This is a genomic window from Wohlfahrtiimonas chitiniclastica (assembly GCF_002252325.1).
In the GTDB taxonomy this organism is placed as follows: Bacteria; Pseudomonadota; Gammaproteobacteria; order Cardiobacteriales; family Wohlfahrtiimonadaceae; genus Wohlfahrtiimonas; species Wohlfahrtiimonas chitiniclastica.
On sequence record NZ_NEFL01000001.1, the window covers coordinates 148,188 to 164,971 of the forward strand.

Consider the following 16,784-nt stretch of genomic DNA (forward strand, 5'->3'; position numbering starts at 1 on the left):
ATGAGAAAAATTGCTGTTGCCATGGGTTTATTAGCAGCCACCACCGCGGTGTCATTCGCTAAACCAGATTTATCCCACATCCAAGAAGTGTTAGGCGGCATGAAGGTTGAAAAAGCTGTGCCAAGTGATGTGAAAGGTGTGTATGAGTTGTACATTGAAGATGTGAATTTGCCGTTGTATCTCTCTGCCGATGGTCGTTATTTGATTGAAGGTCAGATCACAGATTTGGTCAATCGTGTCAATTTAACAGAAAATCGCCAAAACACCATTCGTACCAATGCATTAGATAAGATTGATGTCAAAGACATGATTGTGTATCCAGCTAAAGGTGAGAAAAAGAACACCATCACCGTATTTACGGATGTCAATTGTCCATATTGCAAAAAACTGCACGATGAGATTCCAAAATATAATGATGCAGGCATTGAAGTGCGTTATTTAGCCTTCCCAGCGATTGCCACAAAAACACGCATGGAAAGTGTGTGGTGCTCAAAAGATCCTAAAGCCACAGTCGATGCAGCGATGCATAAACGCGCCTTTGACACGAATGTTAAATGTACCGGTCAAAGCCCTGTGGAAGCGCAATATCAATTGGGCATGTCTTTTGGCATTACAGGGACGCCCAACATCATTTTAGACAATGGTCAAATGATCGGTGGCTATGTGCCAGCAGCTGAGCTCATTCATTTGATCAACAGCACAGAAAAATAAACACCCATTCAAAAAAGAGGCCAGTCGGCCTCTTTTTTTGTCTGATGAATGTTGAGCATTGATGCCATCATCATTGATTGATGAGATACGCCTTGAGTTGGTTGAGTTCAGGATTTAATGGATCAGCCTTTAAACCTAAATCAGCATAATCAAGGGCAGAGAAGTAATCTTCACGCGCCCATGCTTTTTTCGCAAGATTAAGATAATGGGTGGCTAAGCGATCAATGCCAGCAAGGGCATCCCCATTGCTCGGTTCTAATTCAAGCGCACGACGATATAAGGCCAGGGCAGAATCCGGATAGGGTTCGCTCAAATGACCGCGGCTCATCGCACCTGCTGCCTGCTTTAAGAGATGGCTGACTTGAGGGTCGGTCGTTTCTGTCGTGGTGGGTGCGGTTTCTGCATGGGCTTCAAGCTGTAAACCCGGTAAATTGATGGCTTCAGGGGCATCGTCCTCTTCGGAGGCAGACACTAGGCTCAATGTGGGTAAATCCGGTTGCTGAGTCTGAGCCGCTTCACTGATGAGTTCGATCTCTTCGAGGACAGGTTTTTCCTCATTTTTCGGGCGACGCACCGGCGGGTGATACACAAAAGATTCACGCACCTCTTCTGGCAATGCGGGGTTAAAAATGGCTTTGCCTAAGGTGTTTGTTTGATCGACGGCATATTTAGGCGGCCCTTCGTGATGGGTTTCGCTGCCCATCATAAAGTAGGCAAAGCCTAAACAGATCAATAAGAAACAGCCCGTTACAAATAGATTAAAGCCTTGAAACCAACCCCAACCTAATGAAGAACCATGCTTGTGTGCGCTGCGTTTTGTTTGCTTTGCTGCGGCTTTTGCCTGTTCTTCTGTGGATTGTGTCTCGACGCTGACGGATTCAGGATTGCCTTGATCCGGATTTTTGATGTATTTGAATGAAGGTTCCATGCCTAAATTATCCAATGTTGTAACCGATGTTGTCTAATGCTTCAGACAGCTCAAAAAGTGGTAAGCCCATGATGCCAGAGTAGCTGCCCTCTATTTTTTGAATGTAGCGCGCCATAATGCCTTGCACAGCATAACCGCCCGCTTTATCACAAGGTTCGCCGGTTTGCCAATACGATTCAATGAAATGTTCAGGCAATCGGGCAAACGTCACATGGCTGATGGAGATTTTTTCGATCAATTGATCTTGCCAGCGCAATGCAATGGCAGAAAGCACTTGATGCGTATTGCCAGAGAGCGCTGTCATCATCCGTTCAAAGTCTGCATAATCTTTTGGCTTACCCAAGATCATATCCTGAAAGGTGACGGTGGTATCAGCTGTTAAGATGGGGTATTGCGTGGCATCATGCTGCATTTGAGCAGCCTGTGCTTTATCTCTCGCAATGCGCTGAACATACGCTAAAGGCGCCTCATGGAGGCGCGGCGTTTCGTCAATGGCGGCACTGATCACTTGATAATCAATGCCGATTTGACGGAGAAGCTCTTGTCTTCTCGGAGATTGTGAGGCGAGTAATAACATTAGCTTTTGATGATGGCGTCAATGGCTTGTAGTTTTTCTAACAAGGCAGGGAGTTCAGACAATGGAATGGCATTTGGGCCATCAGATAAGGCTTCAGCAGGATTCGGATGGGTTTCCATGAATAAACCGCCAACACCGACTGCCACCGCAGCTTTAGATAATACAGGCACAAATTGACGTTGACCGCCTGAGCTTGCGCCTTGTCCACCTGGCAATTGTACAGAGTGCGTAGCATCAAACACCACAGGGCAACCTGTTTCTTTCATCACTTCTAAAGAGCGCATGTCAGAGACTAAATTGTTATAACCAAACGAAACGCCACGTTCACACACCATGATGTTTTCATTGCCTGTTGCGCGCGCTTTTTCCACTACGTGCTTCATGTCCCAAGGTGCTAAAAATTGCCCTTTTTTGATGTTCACAGGTTTCATGGTTTTGGCAACATTTTGGATGAAGTTGGTTTGGCGGCATAAAAATGCAGGCGTTTGCAGTACATCCACAACCGATGCCACTTCTTCAAGCGGTGTATCTTCATGCACATCTGTCAGTACGGGCACATTTAAGGTGCTGCGCACTTTTTCTAAAATGGCCAAGCCCTTTTCGATGCCAGGGCCGCGGTAGCTGTTCACAGAAGAGCGGTTCGCTTTATCAAAAGAAGATTTATAGATGAATGGAATGTTGAGTTTTTCACACATCTCTTTTAAACGACCTGCCACTTCAAAAGTCATTTCTTCAGATTCGATGACGCAAGTGCCCGCGATTAAAAAGAATGGCGTTTCATTGCTGACGGGTGATTGAAATAGAGGGATGGTAACCATAGTAATTAACCTTCTTGTGCTTGCTTGTGAATGAGTGCTGTCATCAGGAGATCAGCGGTGCCTTGATTACAGGCTAAAGGAATATTATACAGTGTGGACAAGCGAATGAGTGCTTTGACATCCACATCGTGGGGCATCGGGGTCAATGGATCGGTAAAGAAGATCAAAAGACTCAATTCACCAGTGCAAATGAGGGAACCTAATTGCTGATCGCCGCCTAAGGGGCCGCTTTTTAAGCGGGTGAGGTTTAAGTCAGGATAAGCATCTAAAATGACTTTGCCCGTTGTACCTGTGGCATAGAGGGGGAATTGTCTAAAAAAGGGTTCGTATTGTTTAATCCATTCCACCAATTCGAGTTTTTTTTGATCATGGGCCACAAGGCCAATGCCTTTATGCAACATGTGATTCTCCTTAAATGTCGTCATGATAAGCGCTCAACTGACATCACTTTATCATTGCGATCAAAGGTGATTTTGACATTTTGTTGTGTCACTTCTTCTCCTGTGGATAAGGAGTGCAAGAAAGTATAGTGCCAAACATTAGGATGATACGGATCGCGCACAAGTGGGGTGCCAAGGATGCGCTGCACTTCTAGGGCAGGCATGCCAGGTTTAATCTGTGCTAGGCGTGTTTCTTCTACTTCGTTGCCTTGGCGAATGTCCGTTTGATGAAGCCCCGGTAAATTTGAACATGCAGAAACTAAGCCTGCCATTAATAATAGACTGCTGATTTGCATCATTCTCTTTTTCATCATCATTTCCATGCAAAATAGTATTGGTAAATATGCGTAATTCTATACTAGAACTGATGTTTATAAAAATAATCTTTAAGATTGGGGAATTTCCTCTATAATTTCGCCATGTTTTTTAAAAATAACTAGGCGACATGACTAGAGAATACTCTTTCATCGACAGCGATGAAGCACTCAAACAGTGGATTGATGACCACGCAGACTTAACAGCAATTGCCGTAGATACAGAGTTTATGCGCTTTCGTACCTATTTCTCTAAATTGTGTTTGATCCAAATGGCCACCCTTGATGAAGCGATCTGCATTGATCCTTTAGCCATCACAGATTTTCAGCCGCTGCTTGATCTTTTTGTGAATCCGAACATCGTTAAAGTGTTCCATTCAGCCGGGCAAGATTTAGAAGCCATTTATAATACATTTGCGCTCATTCCCGCGCCAATTTTTGACACACAAATTGCCGAAACAGTGCTTGGGGCAGATCATCTATTGAGTTATCAAGACACGATTGAGATGCGTTTAAATGTCTTACTAGAAAAAGCCGAAACCCGTACCGATTGGGAAAAACGTCCACTATCTAAGAGCCAAATTGAATATGCTTATGATGATGTGACATACTTATACGATGTCTATTTATTATTGCGTGATCAGATCGAAACGGCAGAAGAAAAGCGCATGTTTAAAGAGAAAACCGATGCGCTCTATATGGTGGATAAATATGCGCCGAATCCTGAAATGGCATGGATGAAGGTTAAGGGGCGCAAAATGCTCAGAGGCAAGCGTTTACAGCTTTTGAAATTATTGGCAAAAAAACGTGAAGAGATCGCCATTAAGCGTGACATGCCAAAGCGTTGGGTGGTGGGCGATGGCGCCTTGATCGACATTGCCAAAGAGTTCAGTCAGCCTTCGATGAAGTCGCTGGTGATTTTCTTTGAAAAAAGCTACATGGCACCCGAGTTTCAACCTGTGATTGACGAATTTATCTCACAACAATAACAAGAGAGGACTTATGCGTTTATTATTAGCTTTATTATTGCCTTGGTTGCAGTTTTTTACGATTGGCCGTCCGTTTTCCGGCATCATCTGTTTGGTTCTACAATTGACCCTTGTCGGTTGGATTCCTGCGGCGATTTGGTCTGTGTATGCGTTGTCACAATACAAAACGGATCAAAAAATTCAAAATGCCTTAGGACAAAAACGTTACTAATGGTTACAAATTTGGTATGATGAACCGACTGATAAGTTACTTTTGGTAATTGATCAGCCATCTGATTCAACTATTTGTTTTCATTCACACTGTGAGGAGAAATCATGAAAAAGAATATCGGTTCTGTGGACTCAATCTTACGCATCATTGTGGGCTTATTTGTCTTAAGCCTCATCTTTTGGGGGCCAAAAAGCCTATGGGGCTTGGTGGGTTTAGTACCATTATTTACGGGCATCTTCCGTTATTGCCCATTGTATCCAGTGCTTGGCATCAATACATGCTGCAAAAAAGATCATTAATGGCTGCATAAAAAATCCCCTCACATAGAGGGGATTTTGCCGTAAGGTTTTAAAAAATTACAAACCAGATTTTAAGCTCGCTTCGATGAAGCCATCAAGGTCACCATCGAGCACGGCTTGCGTGTTGCCCATTTCATAGCCGGTGCGAAGATCTTTAATGCGTGATTGATCTAAAACATATGAGCGGATTTGGCTGCCCCAACCCACATCAGATTTAGAATCCTCAAGCGCATCTGATTTCTCGCGGCGCTTTTGCATCTCAAATTCATACAATTTAGAGCGCAATTGGTTCATGGCGACTTCTTTATTGCGGTGCTGAGAGCGGTCATTTTGGCACTGTACGACAATATTGGTCGGTAAATGCGTAATGCGCACGGCTGATTCCGTTTTGTTCACGTGCTGCCCACCTGCGCCCGATGCACGGTATACGTCAATGCGTAAGTCGGCAGGGTTGATCTCGATCTCTACATTGTCATCAATTTCAGGGGAGATGAACACTGCACAAAACGATGTGTGGCGCTTGTTGTTTGAGTCAAACGGGGATTTACGCACTAAGCGGTGAATGCCTGTTTCTGTGCGCAGCCAACCATAAGCATGATCGCCTTCAAATTTGATGGTGGCAGATTTTAAGCCCGCCACATCGCCGGGGGATTCTTCTAAAACTTCTGTTTTAAAGCCTTTATCTTCACCCCAGCGTAAATACATGCGCATCACCATCGATGCCCAATCTTGGGCTTCGGTGCCGCCTGCGCCGGCTTGAATGTCTAAGAAGGCATTTGCGCCATCTAATTCACCAGAGAACATGCGGCGAAATTCGAGGGCTTCCACCTCTTTTTCAAATTGTGCCAAATCATCAAGGACGGAGACTAAAGAGTCTTCATCATTTTCCATTTCGCACAGCTCAAGCAAATCTTTTGCATCGGTCAAATGGCTCGTTAAATCGCGGATGCCATAGACAATGCCTTCAAGTTGTGAACGCTCTTTACCGAGCTTTTGGGCGTATTCAGGATCATTCCAAATTTCTGGACTTTCAAGTTCCATGAGAACTTCTGTTAAGCGCTCTGACTTTGCATCAAAGTCAAAGATACCCCCTAAGATCATTCAATCTCGTTAAGAGGTCGTCAATTTTTTCGTAGTGTAAATTGAGTTCCATTGTTTTTCCTTTTTGATGGTGAAAATTTTAAGAGGCACATTATAGCCTTAAAAGGCAGAGGGCTTCTAAAAAATCACAAAGACTTTGCCACTTCGAGTGCTTTGTCATAGTCAGGTTCATTCGTCACTTCTTGCACATACTCAACATGGCGGATGATGTTATTTTGATCAAGCACCACAATGCCGCGTGACAATAAGGCTAAGCCTTCAATCTCAAAGCCATATTCAATGCCAAAATCATGGGTTTGATAATCAGACAATAAGTTTTGATGGGTGATGCAGTTTTCATCGGCAAAGCGTTTTTGGGCAAAGGGTAAATCCACAGAAATCGTTAATACTGCCACATTGTCCAATGTTTTTGCTTCTTCCTCAAAACGTTTAGTTTGAATGGAGCACACGCCCGTATCAATCGATGGCACCACAGAAATGATCTTAATTTTTCCAGCAAAATCATCTAACGTAACAGGCTGTAAGCCCATATCCACCACGCGAAAATTTTCGCCAGGTTTGCCCACAATCGCTTCTGTGCCAAGCAATGTGATGGGGTTGCCTTTCATGGTGACTTGATCTCTTTGTGACATATGACTCTCCTTAAGAAGGGTTTAAAAATGAAACGCTTAAGTCATCATAAAGGAAAAGTGATGGAAGATGAATGGCATAAATTGCGCACATGAAAAAAGGCAGGGAAACCCTGCCTTTTGTTCAAAAAAGATCGATTAGATATTTTTTTCGATGAATGCGTCTAATTGAGCTTTTGGTAAAGCGCCAATTTGTTGGGCAACGATTTGACCATTTTTGAAGATCATGAGTGCAGGAATTGAACGGATTTGGAATTTCATTGCCGTAGCTTGGTTTTCCTGTACATCCAATTTCACCACTTTTAATTTGCCTGCAAATTCAGCGGCCGCAGCTTCAACGTGAGGACCGATCATTTTACAAGGACCACACCAATCTGCCCAAAAATCCACTAAAACAGGCACATCTGACTCTAAAACTTCTGCGTCAAAAGTGGCATCTGTTGCATTTACATAATTACTCATGATAAAACTCCTTAAAATAATTTATAATAGACAATTTCAGTCTGTTATTTACAATTCCGTTGTATTAAAGCGGAAAAAAGGGCAAATAACAAGTAAAGTTTCTATTTAAAGTTTAAACGCTTTTAGTAAAAATTGTTTATACACATTATCTCAAAGGTTAATACACACTATGGCAAAACCAGAATTAAGTAACATGGTATTTAAGGATTTACCGCTCGATGAATCTTTGCAAGAAGCATTAGAAGACAACAATTACGTGCAATGTACACCGATCCAAGCGTTGTCCTTACCATTGTTATTAAACGGTCAAGATGTGGTAGGACAAGCACAAACAGGGACGGGCAAAAGTGCCGCCTTTTTGTTGGCAACCTTAAATAGATTGATGACGGTACCGGTGGCTAAAAATAAACGTGGTCCCTTTGCCATCATCATGGCGCCAACGCGTGAGTTGGCTTTACAAATTTATGAAGATGCTCAGATGTTAGGGCGTTACACTGGTTTACGTTTCAGCTGCATTTATGGTGGCACAGGCTATGAAAAGCAGCGCCATGATCTTGCCACAGATGTTGATGTGGTGATCGGTACAGTGGGTCGCATTTTAGACTTTTACAAGCAAGGCGAACTCAATTTAAAAGAGATTGAAGTGGTGGTGCTTGATGAAGCCGACCGCATGTTTGACTTAGGCTTCATTGCAGACATTCGTTACCTTTTTAGAAAAATGCCGCCTGTGGGTCAGCGTCAAAATATGTTCTTCTCGGCAACTTTCTCTCAGCGCATTTTAGAGTTGGCCTATGAGCACATGAACATGCCAGAGAAAGTGCAAATTGAAGCAGAACACATCACGGCTGATAAAATCAAACAATATTTAGTGCACATTGGCTCATCGGATAAATTGTCCTTATTGTTTGGCATTTTGCGTAAAGAGCAGCCAAAACGCACCATCATCTTTGTGAACACAAAACGCGTGGCAGAAGAGATCTCCAATTATTTAGTGGCCAATGATTATCAAGCGGCTGTGTTGTCTGGTGACATCCCACAAAATAAACGTGAGCGCTTATTAGAATCCTTTAAAGAGGGTAAAGTGTCCATCATGGTGGCCACAGATGTTGCTGCACGTGGTTTACACATTTCGGATGTGACGCATGTGATCAACTATGATTTACCACAAGATGTGGAAGATTATGTTCACCGCATTGGCCGTACTGCGCGCGCCGGTGAAGAAGGCACTGCGATCAGCTTTGCCTGTGAAGAATATGTATACTCTTTGCCGGACATTGAAGAATACATTGAAATGAAAATTCCGGTGATTCCATTGGAAGATGATTTATTGGTGGTGCCTAAGCGCCCAAGCCGCAATCAAAACCGTTCAAACAGCACCAATAAACCGCGCAGAGAACAAAAACCAAAAACAGAGCGCACTGAAAGAACGGAAAAAGCAGCCAAAACTGTTGAAGAGAACACAGAAGTGGTGGATGCACCTGTTGAGGTTGCAGCATCTGAAGTGGAAGTCAAAGAAGCCACAGTGACGGTTTCGATGACACAAGATGATTTAAACACAGCCACGCCAACCTTCATCATTGAGGATGCGCCAGTTGTAGATGAAGCATTAGAAGAGATCGCAGAATCTGCCGAAGAGAAAGCCGATCGTAAATTTGATCGCCGTCGTCGTCCACGCAACATGCACACACGTGGTCGCAGTAAATCTTATCAACGTAACAATAAAGCCCCAAGAAATGAGGAGAACCATGAAGCTTAAGTTATTGACCGCCGCATTGGTGGGTCTATGTCTCGCCGCCTGTGCGAATGCCCCGATTCCGGATGATCAAAAAACGCCATACAACGGCACAGGTGAAATCTCCTCTGTGATGGTGCGTGATGATCAGCAACAAGAAGTGAGCGTGTTGATCGAAGGGCAAGGCTACATTGTGGTGATGCTCAAAGAGCCTGCGGATCTCTTCCCAGGTCAAAAAGTGCGCGTCAAACGTCACAGCGGTGGTTATGGTGAGGTTTCGGTGCAATGAAGGTTGAGTTAGATCTGCCGGAACTCTCCCACGATGAGCGCGCACACAGTGCGCGTTTAGCGATTTTGTTGGCAAATAAAATCAAAGCAAAAGGTTCGATGCCATTCAGTGAATATTTCGCTGAATGCTTGTATCATCCTGAGCTTGGCTATTACACAGGGCATTTGGAAAAATTTGGGCAAAGCGGCGATTTTGTGACAGCGCCGATTGTTTCCCCGTTTTTTTCCTATGGGTTTGCCAATCAAATCGCAGAGATTTTAGCGCTGTGTGCATCCCCAATGATTGTGGAAGTTGGGGCAGGTACAGGCGTGATGGCGCGGGATATTTTAACGCGTTTAAAAGCCTTAAATGCACTGCCTGAGCGCTATGGCATCATTGAGATTTCTGACACATTGCGTGCGCGTCAAAAAGCCACCATTGAAGCGATGCATCCTGACTTGATGGATCGCATTGAATGGTTATCTGAACCGCCAAAAGTGCCTTGGGAAGGTTGCTTGATTGGCAATGAGATTGTGGATGCGTTGCCAGTAGAGCGATTTGTGATCAAAGGCGGAAAAGTGCACTATGCGGATGTCGGGTATGATGAGGTGAATCAGCAATTCATCACGGTGTCAGAGCGCACGGATGATGTGCTCGATGCATGGATGGCGAAGCTTACAGCCGAAGGCATTGAATTACCAGAAGGTTATCTCAGTGAGTTTTGCCCCATGCTTAATGATTGGCTGCTAGATTTAACGTGCCATTTAACGAAAGGCGCGGTGCTTTTGGCGGATTATGGGTATGGTCGCCGTCAATATTATGCGCCAGAGCGCATTGAAGGCACGCTCATTGCCCATGTGAAGCACCGTGTGCACAATGATTGGTCTATATTCCAAGGTGTGCAGGATTTGACGGCCAATGTGGATTTTACGCACTTAGCAGAAGCAGGATTGGCCGCAGGTTTTGAGTTTTTAGGTTACACCACGCAAGCGTATTTTCTTTATGGCAATCAATTAGAAGCAATGCTCATTGAGCAAAAGAATCATTTAGATGATCTGCAATGGTATCAAACTGCCCAAGCGGTTCAGATGCTGGTGATGCCAGAAGAGATGGGCGAGCGCTTTAAGTTTTTAGCCTTAGGTAAAGGGATCGAATTAGAGCCACAAGGCTTTGCATTGCATGATCTCAGTCATCAACTGTAAGGAGAAGTATGGAAATCGAAGTCACCTACATTGCGACATTAGAGGAGTACTACGCAGCCGATGAAGGCTTTCGTACCGCTTTGAAAAAGGGTTCGGTGGATCTTTATGTGCAATTGGCATTGATCATCATTGCCGTAGCATTTGCCGTCATTGGGCAATACTTTTTAGGCGGTGTCATTGCCATTGTGGCGTTTTTGATTCATCAAGGTTATGTCAAGCGCTGGATTGTGCGCCGTAATTTTAATCACATTGCCAATGCCGGGATTGCAGAAACTTTGGTTTTCTCAGACAATCACATTGTCTACAAATGTGGTCAAGTGGATGAAGTGATTCCGTGGGATGATTATGCAGCTTATTTAGAAACGGAGCAGTTGTTGATGCTGTTTTATGATTCATCCGATCACTATGCCATTGTGCCAAAGCGCACGTTAGATGAAGCATCATTGGGAAACTTACGCGGATTATTATCGCGTAAATTGGCAAATTATGGAGAGTATAATGTTTAACTTTGAAGGTGATTTACGTTTAACCACGCAAGGCGTGCATTTTGGCAACCCTCAGCAGATTCGCCTCTTAAAGGAGATTCATCGCACCGGTTCCATCACACATGCGGCAAAACAAGTGCCAATGAGCTATAAAGCGGCGTGGGATGCGGTCAATACCATGAATAATTTATCGCCAGAGCCTTTAGTGGTCCGCATGACGGGCGGTAAAGGGGGCGGCGGTACACAATTGACGGCGCGCGGCTTACAGTTGGTGCAACATTTTGACCTCATTCAAGAGGCACATTCTGCCTTTTTAAAGAGCATGAGTGAATATTCTAAAGATTTACAGGCGGACATCGGTTTATTGCAGCAATTGCGCTTTCAAACGAGTGCGCGCAATCAATTGGTGGGCAAAGTGGTCAAAGTGCACACATTTGGCGTGCATGATGAGATCGAATTTAACATTGGCGCGGATGAATCCCCGCAATTACTCAAAGCGTTCATCACCGATGAAAGCACAAAGTTGTTAGATGTCAAAGCGGGCGGCGAATTCATTTTGCTCATCAAAGCGCCCAATGTAGAATTGGTGTTAGAGGGCAGTGTGCCCGATGCATTGAGCGGCGTTGTGGTGGACAATAAAGTGGAAGCTGATGGCTGCGAGATCACATTGACAGTGGGCAATCAAACCCTCGTGTCTACCATGATGGCAGAGTCGGTGAAAGATTTGACCGAAGGGGATCGCGTTGGTGTGGTGATTGATCCTAAAAACATCATTTTGGTTAAAATTTAATGTAACAGTAACAACACATAAGGTGGCCGTATATGCAACGATGGATACGACTATTCATGATCAGTATGATGGTTTTGATCGTACAGGCATGTGACAACAACGTGATTCGTTATGAGCCTTTAGGGCAGAATGTTAAAGTATTGGCCTTTGGCGATAGCATCACGTTAGGCTACGGCGTTGGGGCACAAGAGTCTTACCCTTATGTTTTGTCTGAATTATCCGGCTGGCAAGTGATCAATGCAGGCATTGTTGGGGAGACGGCAGAAACGGCAAATAACCGCATTGACGCTGCGATGGTGCAACATCAGCCAAAATTGGTGTTGATTGAATTAGGCGGCAATGATTTTCTCAATAATGTTGAGGACAGCGCCGTTAAAGAGAATTTGCGCCGCATCATTCGCCGTGTCAAGCGCCACAATGCCATTCCAGTGTTGATCGCCATTCCTGCATTGTCTTCTTCCATGACAGTGACCACAAATATTGAGGATTCACCCATTTATGCTGATCTTGCCCGCGAAGAGGAGATCAATGTGGTGCCGGATGTGTTCAGCATGCTGTTGCGCACGCCGCGTTATAAAAAAGATTTGGTGCACCCAAATGGTGAAGGTTACCGCGTGTTAGGTGAAGCCATTTATCTACAGCTCCACGGCATGGGATTGGTGCATTAAAGGACTCCCAATCACGTGAATCGTCTCGGTGGGAGTTAGAGAGTGATCAACGTGTGATTGGGATGAGTGCAGTATAAGCCATCTGTGTGTATCTGTTAGATGCAGTTTTTACATTAAAAGCGATACAGATCAAGATAATCTATTGATTTTTAATCAGCTTACCCAAGCGTGCAATGGCATTGTCTAAATCTGTGTGCCAACGCATGCCATAATTTAAACGCATGCAATGCTTAAATTGATGGGAGACTGAAAAAATCGAGCCGGGCGCCAATGTAATGTTGTGGGCTAAGGCAGCATGATAGAGTTTTAATGCATCGATGTGATGCGGCAGTTCCACCCATAAAAAATAGCCCCCTTGTGGCTCGCTGACAGCTGTTTGTGAGGGAAAGTATTCAGCAATCGCAGCACGCATCTTTTGTGCAGATAATGCCAAAGTATAACGTAAGCGCTGCAAATGGCGATCATAATGCTGATGCTGTAAATAATGCGCGAGCGCCAATTGTGAGGGCATCGCAGGGGAAAGGGAGGTCATGAGTTTTAAACGCTCAATCGCGCCATGAAAACGGCCTGCAGCCACCCAGCCAATGCGATAACCGGGCGCTAAACACTTAGAAAATGAACTGCAATGAAGCACTAAGCCTGATTGATCAAGGGCTTTGAGACAATGGGGCGGCGCTTGCCCAAAGTATAATTCAAGATAAACATCATCCACAATAATAGGCAATTGATGTTGTTCACTCAGCGCCATAAGCGCATGTTGCGCATGGATTGGTAGATTCGCCCCCAGTGGATTCTGGCAATGAGTCATCAGAACCACGGCTTTGATGTCAAATTGCCCAGTGGCATCAATTAATGCTTTGATGTCCATGCCATCGGTTGGATGCACAGGAATTTCAATGGCCGTCAGTTGTAGGCGCTCTAAAATTTGTAAAATGGCGTAAAAAGCGGGGGATTCAATGGCAACAATGTCCCCGGGCTTTGTGACGGCTTGTAATGATAAGCTCAATGCCTCCATCGCGCCATTGGTGATGATGAGCTCATCATCCATCAGCGCGGTGCCATTTAAGCGATAACGCAGCTCAATTTGACGGATTAAATCAGGGTGCCCGCGAGTCATGTTGGCAATCAATGCATGTGGATCGGCTTCAAGTGCTTTTAAGGATGTTGCCATGCTCGCGGAAAGCTCGCGAATGGGAAAAAGCTCAGGGGTTGGAAATGCCGAGCCTAATTGCACCATGTGCGGGTGCTTGAGGTTTTGTAAAATGGAGAAAATGAAGTCGCTGACATGCACTTCTGTGGTTTTTGTGGGCAAATGGGCGGGCAGTGGCGTTTTTAAGGTGTGGTTAAACGACGGCGTGACGTAATAGCCCGAGCGATCTTTGGCATAAATGAGCCCTTGGGCTTCCAATAAATAATAGGCTTGAATCACCGTGGATTGACTGAGTTGAAAGCGCTGACTTGCTGCGCGCACGGATGGCAATCGCTCTTTACCTTGCAAGGTGCCTGTGCGAATGAGCTCCATCAATTCATGGGCCAATTTTTCATAACGCTTCATGGCAGAATCTCAAAAATTGGAGGGAAATTAGCACAGCGCGGTGAATGTATCATCAATGCACAGTCCATTTGAGGAAAAGGATAGATTACCCTAGAATCAGAGATTCTAATAATTTTTACGAGTCCATTATGGCCATTTCTGCAAGTCGCTCGCTGAAGGAGCGCATTTTTCATGCCATCACGTTTGAGTTTTTTGCCATCGTGTTTACGATGCTGATCGGCATTTTTATTTTAAATAAACCGGCGGGTTCGATGGGGATTTTGTCTGTGCTCATTTCAGTGACGGCGCTGTTGTTAAACATTGTGTTTAACTGGCTGTTTGATCGCGTGTTCCCGTTTGTCAATGGTGATCGCCCGGTGAAAATCCGCATGCTGCACGCCATTGGTTTTGAGGGTACTTTGGTGCTGTTTACTGTGCCTATGATCGCTTTTTTCCTCAAAGTGACACTCATCGATGCCTTTATGATTGAAATTGGCTTTTTGATCTTTTTCCTCTTTTATACGTATCTTTATAATTGGCTGTATGACAAAGTGCGCCGTCAGATTGTGAAGGCTTAAATGATGGCATTTAAACACTCCCATCATGTGAGAAAACTTTTTTAATGACAAATGTTGTCAAATTGTAGTGATTCGCATAATGTATTTTCCTTAAGGTTGATTTTGATCAAACAAGGATGAATATGAGTCACACAATGCATGCCATTCCCAAGCTGCCAACGCCAGATTGGGCACAGATTTTTCAAGTGGATATTCAAGAGAACAATGAACCATTGGTCAAAATTGATCCGCATGATCGACTGTTTTGCCGTGCTTTTTATCATGATTCAGGCATTGATGGCGCGCTTGATGCAATTTATTTGCGTGAAAATGTAGCGAAAAAGTTGCATTTAGCCGCCGCCGCTTATCTGCCAGACGATTATGTGCTGATGGTGCTCGATGGCTATCGTCCTTATGCGGTGCAAATGGCGCTGCGATCCTCGATTGCTGCGGTGCTGAAAGCTCAATCCCCTGATTTATCAGACGATGATTTTTTACGGCACCTCAATGAGTTTGTTGCGGTACCCAGCCGTGATCCAAAAGCTCCCAGCCCACATTTGACGGGTGGCTCTGTGGATGTTGCCCTCTGTGATCGTGCAGGCAATATGCTTGACATGGGTACACCTTTTGATGGTCCTGAAATTGACTCATGGACCGCAGCGTTTGAGGATCGCGAGGGTGAAATTAGAATTCGCCGCCGCATTTTATTCAATGCCATGACAAATGCAGGCTTTACCAATTTACCGACAGAATGGTGGCACTTTGATTTTGGCAATCAATTGTGGGCGCATTACAGCGGTCAAACACAAGCAGTGTATTCTGCGATTGAAGGCGTGTAAGGAGCAAATATGGAAACTTGGATTTCAGCAGACAACACGATTGGCTTGTGGGCATTTTTATTGACGGCCGCCACCGTATCGATCGTACTTGAGCAAAAATATCAATGGGCCGCGCGTTTATCGGGTGCGGTGATTGCGTTAATTATTGGGCTTGCCGCCACGAATTTACATTTAGTGCCGCAGGATACCGCCGTTTATGATGCCGTTTGGGCATATGTGGTGCCGCTGGCCATTCCGTTGTTGCTGTTTCATGTGAACATTCACGCCATTTTTAAAGAGAGCGGGCGCTTATTGGCGATCTTTTTATTGAGCTCCATTGGCACAGTGTTCGGTGTGATTGTGGCATTTTTTGCCTTAAAAAATTACATCCCTGAGCTTGATAAGGTGAGCGCAATGATTGGTGCAACCTATACAGGTGGCGGCGTGAATTTCGCGGCGATGGTGGCGAAATATGAGCCTACAAAAGACATTGTGGCAGCCACAACGGTTGCGGATAATTTAGTGATGTCTGTGTATTTCATTTTGTTGATCGTGATGGCGAGCATGGGCTTATTTCGCCGCCGTTTCCCGACGCCTTTCATCCATGCCTTTGAAGCAGAAGCCAAAACAGGGCAAGCCCAAACCGTTTCTGAAGCTTATTGGCAGCCTAAAAACATTGGCTTAAAAGATATTGCCATTTCCATTGCTGCCTCTGCATTATTGGTGAGCCTATCTTTTAAAGCATCCGCATTGTTAAAAGGCTTTTTTGGTGCGCCTGCAAACATCGCAGAGGAAATCGCGTTAGGACTCATCACAGACAAATACTTATTATTGACCACATTGACTTTATTGGCACTGACATTATTTAAGCGCCAGTTTGCAAAATTACAAGGCGCGCAAGAGCTTGGCACATACGCCATTTATCTCTTCTTTGTGGTGATTGCAATGCCTGCATCCATCACATTGATCATTCAAAATGCGCCATTGTTGTTCATTTTTGTGATTGTGGTGATGTTGATCAACTTAGTGTGGACGCTGCTTACAGGTAAACTCTTTAAATTCTCTTTAGAAGAGATTGTGCTTGCTTGTAACGCGAATGTCGGTGGACCCACAACTGCCGCAGCGCTTGCCATCAGCCAAGGATGGAAGAGCCTCATTGGCCCGATTTTAGTGGTGGGCACCGTGGGATACATTACAGGCAATTACATTGGCACGTTGCTCTATATCTTTTTGTCTAAGTTGTAATCTGCT

At 44.6% G+C, this 16,784-nt stretch carries 22 protein-coding genes; 13 read left to right on the forward strand and 9 right to left on the reverse strand.

From position 1 onward, the window contains the following. On the forward strand, positions 1-711 hold the full coding sequence (locus tag B9T10_RS00765) for a DsbC family protein (RefSeq protein ID WP_008314279.1): 711 nt from the start codon (positions 1-3) through the stop codon (positions 709-711). Between the two features lie 70 nt (positions 712-781). On the opposite strand, the gene B9T10_RS00770 is transcribed toward B9T10_RS00765, so the two are convergent. From B9T10_RS00770 to B9T10_RS00790, 5 genes are read right to left on the reverse strand one after another with little or no spacing between them, the layout of a single operon-like run. Beyond that, positions 782-1,639: a tetratricopeptide repeat protein gene (locus B9T10_RS00770; RefSeq protein ID WP_008314280.1), complete on the reverse strand. Its 858-nt coding sequence runs from the start codon at positions 1,637-1,639 to the stop codon at positions 782-784. Between the two features lie 7 nt (positions 1,640-1,646). Then, positions 1,647-2,216: a Maf family protein gene (locus B9T10_RS00775; protein ID WP_094537560.1), complete on the reverse strand. Its 570-nt coding sequence runs from the start codon at positions 2,214-2,216 to the stop codon at positions 1,647-1,649. Next, the gene (kdsA, locus tag B9T10_RS00780) at positions 2,216-3,034 is read right to left on the reverse strand and encodes a 3-deoxy-8-phosphooctulonate synthase (RefSeq protein ID WP_008314282.1); all 819 of its coding nucleotides are present in this window, start codon (positions 3,032-3,034) and stop codon (positions 2,216-2,218) included. The genes B9T10_RS00775 and kdsA overlap by 1 nt, the downstream gene beginning before the upstream one ends. Positions 3,035-3,039: 5 nt before the next feature. Then, a complete protein-coding gene (locus B9T10_RS00785; protein WP_008314283.1) occupies positions 3,040-3,435 on the reverse strand; it encodes a methylglyoxal synthase in 396 nt (131 codons plus the stop codon). Positions 3,436-3,455: 20 nt separating this feature from the next. Continuing rightward, positions 3,456-3,785: an outer membrane protein assembly factor BamE gene (locus B9T10_RS00790; protein WP_008314284.1), complete on the reverse strand. Its 330-nt coding sequence runs from the start codon at positions 3,783-3,785 to the stop codon at positions 3,456-3,458. Between the two features lie 134 nt (positions 3,786-3,919). Between B9T10_RS00790 and B9T10_RS00795 the strand changes: the two genes are divergently transcribed. The 3 genes from B9T10_RS00795 (at position 3,920) to B9T10_RS00805 (ending at position 5,287) form a co-directional block, all read left to right on the forward strand. Beyond that, complete coding sequence (locus tag B9T10_RS00795) at positions 3,920-4,777, forward strand: ribonuclease D (protein ID WP_094537561.1); 858 nt, start codon at positions 3,920-3,922, stop codon at positions 4,775-4,777. A gap of 13 nt (positions 4,778-4,790) precedes the next feature. Then, on the forward strand, positions 4,791-4,988 hold the full coding sequence (locus tag B9T10_RS00800; RefSeq protein ID WP_094492011.1) for a YqaE/Pmp3 family membrane protein: 198 nt from the start codon (positions 4,791-4,793) through the stop codon (positions 4,986-4,988). 104 nt (positions 4,989-5,092) lie between these two features. Next, positions 5,093-5,287: a YgaP family membrane protein gene (locus B9T10_RS00805; RefSeq protein WP_008314287.1), complete on the forward strand. Its 195-nt coding sequence runs from the start codon at positions 5,093-5,095 to the stop codon at positions 5,285-5,287. A 57-nt stretch (positions 5,288-5,344) separates the two neighbouring features. On the opposite strand, the gene prfB is transcribed toward B9T10_RS00805, so the two are convergent. The 3 genes from prfB to trxA all read right to left on the reverse strand — a co-directional run bounded on the left by prfB (position 5,345) and on the right by trxA (position 7,482). Further along, a protein-coding gene (prfB, locus tag B9T10_RS00810; RefSeq protein ID WP_143695661.1) for a peptide chain release factor 2 occupies positions 5,345-6,440 on the reverse strand; the annotation gives its coding sequence in 2 pieces (ribosomal slippage) (positions 5,345-6,367 and positions 6,369-6,440; 1,095 coding nt in all). A gap of 73 nt (positions 6,441-6,513) precedes the next feature. After that, positions 6,514-7,020, reverse strand: a complete 507-nt coding sequence (gene tpx / locus B9T10_RS00815) for a thiol peroxidase (protein WP_063503371.1) — start codon at positions 7,018-7,020, stop codon at positions 6,514-6,516. 135 nt (positions 7,021-7,155) lie between these two features. Next, positions 7,156-7,482: a thioredoxin gene (gene trxA, locus B9T10_RS00820; protein ID WP_172635334.1), complete on the reverse strand. Its 327-nt coding sequence runs from the start codon at positions 7,480-7,482 to the stop codon at positions 7,156-7,158. 166 nt (positions 7,483-7,648) lie between these two features. Here trxA and B9T10_RS00825 point away from each other — a divergent pair, with 166 nt between their 5' ends. Genes B9T10_RS00825 through B9T10_RS00850 form a run of 6 tightly spaced genes read left to right on the forward strand, consistent with a single transcriptional unit; the run spans position 7,649 to position 12,624 of the window. Continuing rightward, entirely contained in the window at positions 7,649-9,235 is a 1,587-nt protein-coding gene (locus B9T10_RS00825; protein WP_094537562.1) for a DEAD/DEAH box helicase, read from the forward strand. Beyond that, positions 9,225-9,500: a hypothetical protein gene (locus B9T10_RS00830; RefSeq protein WP_008314299.1), complete on the forward strand. Its 276-nt coding sequence runs from the start codon at positions 9,225-9,227 to the stop codon at positions 9,498-9,500. The genes B9T10_RS00825 and B9T10_RS00830 overlap by 11 nt, the downstream gene beginning before the upstream one ends. Then, entirely contained in the window at positions 9,497-10,681 is a 1,185-nt protein-coding gene (locus B9T10_RS00835) for a class I SAM-dependent methyltransferase (protein ID WP_094537563.1), read from the forward strand. The genes B9T10_RS00830 and B9T10_RS00835 overlap by 4 nt, the downstream gene beginning before the upstream one ends. Positions 10,682-10,689: 8 nt before the next feature. Then, positions 10,690-11,187: a YcxB family protein gene (locus tag B9T10_RS00840; protein ID WP_094537564.1), complete on the forward strand. Its 498-nt coding sequence runs from the start codon at positions 10,690-10,692 to the stop codon at positions 11,185-11,187. Beyond that, a complete protein-coding gene (locus B9T10_RS00845) occupies positions 11,180-11,956 on the forward strand; it encodes a TOBE domain-containing protein (protein ID WP_063503374.1) in 777 nt (258 codons plus the stop codon). Before B9T10_RS00840 ends, B9T10_RS00845 begins: the two co-directional genes overlap by 8 nt. Positions 11,957-12,012: 56 nt before the next feature. After that, positions 12,013-12,624 (forward strand): GDSL-type esterase/lipase family protein, encoded by a 612-nt coding sequence (locus tag B9T10_RS00850; protein WP_094537565.1) that lies wholly within the window; start codon positions 12,013-12,015, stop codon positions 12,622-12,624. A gap of 139 nt (positions 12,625-12,763) precedes the next feature. On the opposite strand, the gene B9T10_RS00855 is transcribed toward B9T10_RS00850, so the two are convergent. After that, positions 12,764-14,179, reverse strand: a complete 1,416-nt coding sequence (locus tag B9T10_RS00855) for an aminotransferase-like domain-containing protein (RefSeq protein WP_094537566.1) — start codon at positions 14,177-14,179, stop codon at positions 12,764-12,766. Between the two features lie 128 nt (positions 14,180-14,307). Between B9T10_RS00855 and B9T10_RS00860 the strand changes: the two genes are divergently transcribed. The 3 genes from B9T10_RS00860 to B9T10_RS00870 all read left to right on the forward strand — a co-directional run bounded on the left by B9T10_RS00860 (position 14,308) and on the right by B9T10_RS00870 (position 16,778). Next, positions 14,308-14,736, forward strand: coding sequence for a PACE efflux transporter (locus B9T10_RS00860; protein ID WP_008314311.1), 429 nt, complete (start codon positions 14,308-14,310; stop codon positions 14,734-14,736). A 122-nt stretch (positions 14,737-14,858) separates the two neighbouring features. Next, entirely contained in the window at positions 14,859-15,554 is a 696-nt protein-coding gene (locus tag B9T10_RS00865) for a M15 family metallopeptidase (RefSeq protein ID WP_094537567.1), read from the forward strand. Positions 15,555-15,563: 9 nt separating this feature from the next. Then, positions 15,564-16,778, forward strand: coding sequence for a DUF819 family protein (locus B9T10_RS00870; RefSeq protein WP_094537568.1), 1,215 nt, complete (start codon positions 15,564-15,566; stop codon positions 16,776-16,778). The last annotated feature ends 6 nt before the right edge of the window (positions 16,779-16,784 follow it).

What these genes read in the sequence shown, in the direction of transcription:
- B9T10_RS00765 (WP_008314279.1), top strand. Translation starts at nt 1, where the DNA reads ATGAGAAAAATTGCTGTTGCCATGGGTTTATTAGCAGCCACCACCGCG.
- B9T10_RS00770 (WP_008314280.1), bottom strand. Translation starts at nt 1,639, where the DNA reads ATGGAACCTTCATTCAAATACATCAAAAATCCGGATCAAGGCAATCCT.
- B9T10_RS00775 (WP_094537560.1), bottom strand. Translation starts at nt 2,216, where the DNA reads ATGTTATTACTCGCCTCACAATCTCCGAGAAGACAAGAGCTTCTCCGT.
- kdsA (WP_008314282.1), bottom strand. Translation starts at nt 3,034, where the DNA reads ATGGTTACCATCCCTCTATTTCAATCACCCGTCAGCAATGAAACGCCA.
- B9T10_RS00785 (WP_008314283.1), bottom strand. Translation starts at nt 3,435, where the DNA reads ATGTTGCATAAAGGCATTGGCCTTGTGGCCCATGATCAAAAAAAACTC.
- B9T10_RS00790 (WP_008314284.1), bottom strand. Translation starts at nt 3,785, where the DNA reads ATGAAAAAGAGAATGATGCAAATCAGCAGTCTATTATTAATGGCAGGC.
- B9T10_RS00795 (WP_094537561.1), top strand. Translation starts at nt 3,920, where the DNA reads ATGACTAGAGAATACTCTTTCATCGACAGCGATGAAGCACTCAAACAG.
- B9T10_RS00800 (WP_094492011.1), top strand. Translation starts at nt 4,791, where the DNA reads ATGCGTTTATTATTAGCTTTATTATTGCCTTGGTTGCAGTTTTTTACG.
- B9T10_RS00805 (WP_008314287.1), top strand. Translation starts at nt 5,093, where the DNA reads ATGAAAAAGAATATCGGTTCTGTGGACTCAATCTTACGCATCATTGTG.
- tpx (WP_063503371.1), bottom strand. Translation starts at nt 7,020, where the DNA reads ATGTCACAAAGAGATCAAGTCACCATGAAAGGCAACCCCATCACATTG.
- B9T10_RS00825 (WP_094537562.1), top strand. Translation starts at nt 7,649, where the DNA reads ATGGCAAAACCAGAATTAAGTAACATGGTATTTAAGGATTTACCGCTC.
- B9T10_RS00830 (WP_008314299.1), top strand. Translation starts at nt 9,225, where the DNA reads ATGAAGCTTAAGTTATTGACCGCCGCATTGGTGGGTCTATGTCTCGCC.
- B9T10_RS00835 (WP_094537563.1), top strand. Translation starts at nt 9,497, where the DNA reads ATGAAGGTTGAGTTAGATCTGCCGGAACTCTCCCACGATGAGCGCGCA.
- B9T10_RS00840 (WP_094537564.1), top strand. Translation starts at nt 10,690, where the DNA reads ATGGAAATCGAAGTCACCTACATTGCGACATTAGAGGAGTACTACGCA.
- B9T10_RS00845 (WP_063503374.1), top strand. Translation starts at nt 11,180, where the DNA reads ATGTTTAACTTTGAAGGTGATTTACGTTTAACCACGCAAGGCGTGCAT.
- B9T10_RS00850 (WP_094537565.1), top strand. Translation starts at nt 12,013, where the DNA reads ATGATCAGTATGATGGTTTTGATCGTACAGGCATGTGACAACAACGTG.
- B9T10_RS00855 (WP_094537566.1), bottom strand. Translation starts at nt 14,179, where the DNA reads ATGAAGCGTTATGAAAAATTGGCCCATGAATTGATGGAGCTCATTCGC.
- B9T10_RS00860 (WP_008314311.1), top strand. Translation starts at nt 14,308, where the DNA reads ATGGCCATTTCTGCAAGTCGCTCGCTGAAGGAGCGCATTTTTCATGCC.
- B9T10_RS00865 (WP_094537567.1), top strand. Translation starts at nt 14,859, where the DNA reads ATGAGTCACACAATGCATGCCATTCCCAAGCTGCCAACGCCAGATTGG.
- B9T10_RS00870 (WP_094537568.1), top strand. Translation starts at nt 15,564, where the DNA reads ATGGAAACTTGGATTTCAGCAGACAACACGATTGGCTTGTGGGCATTT.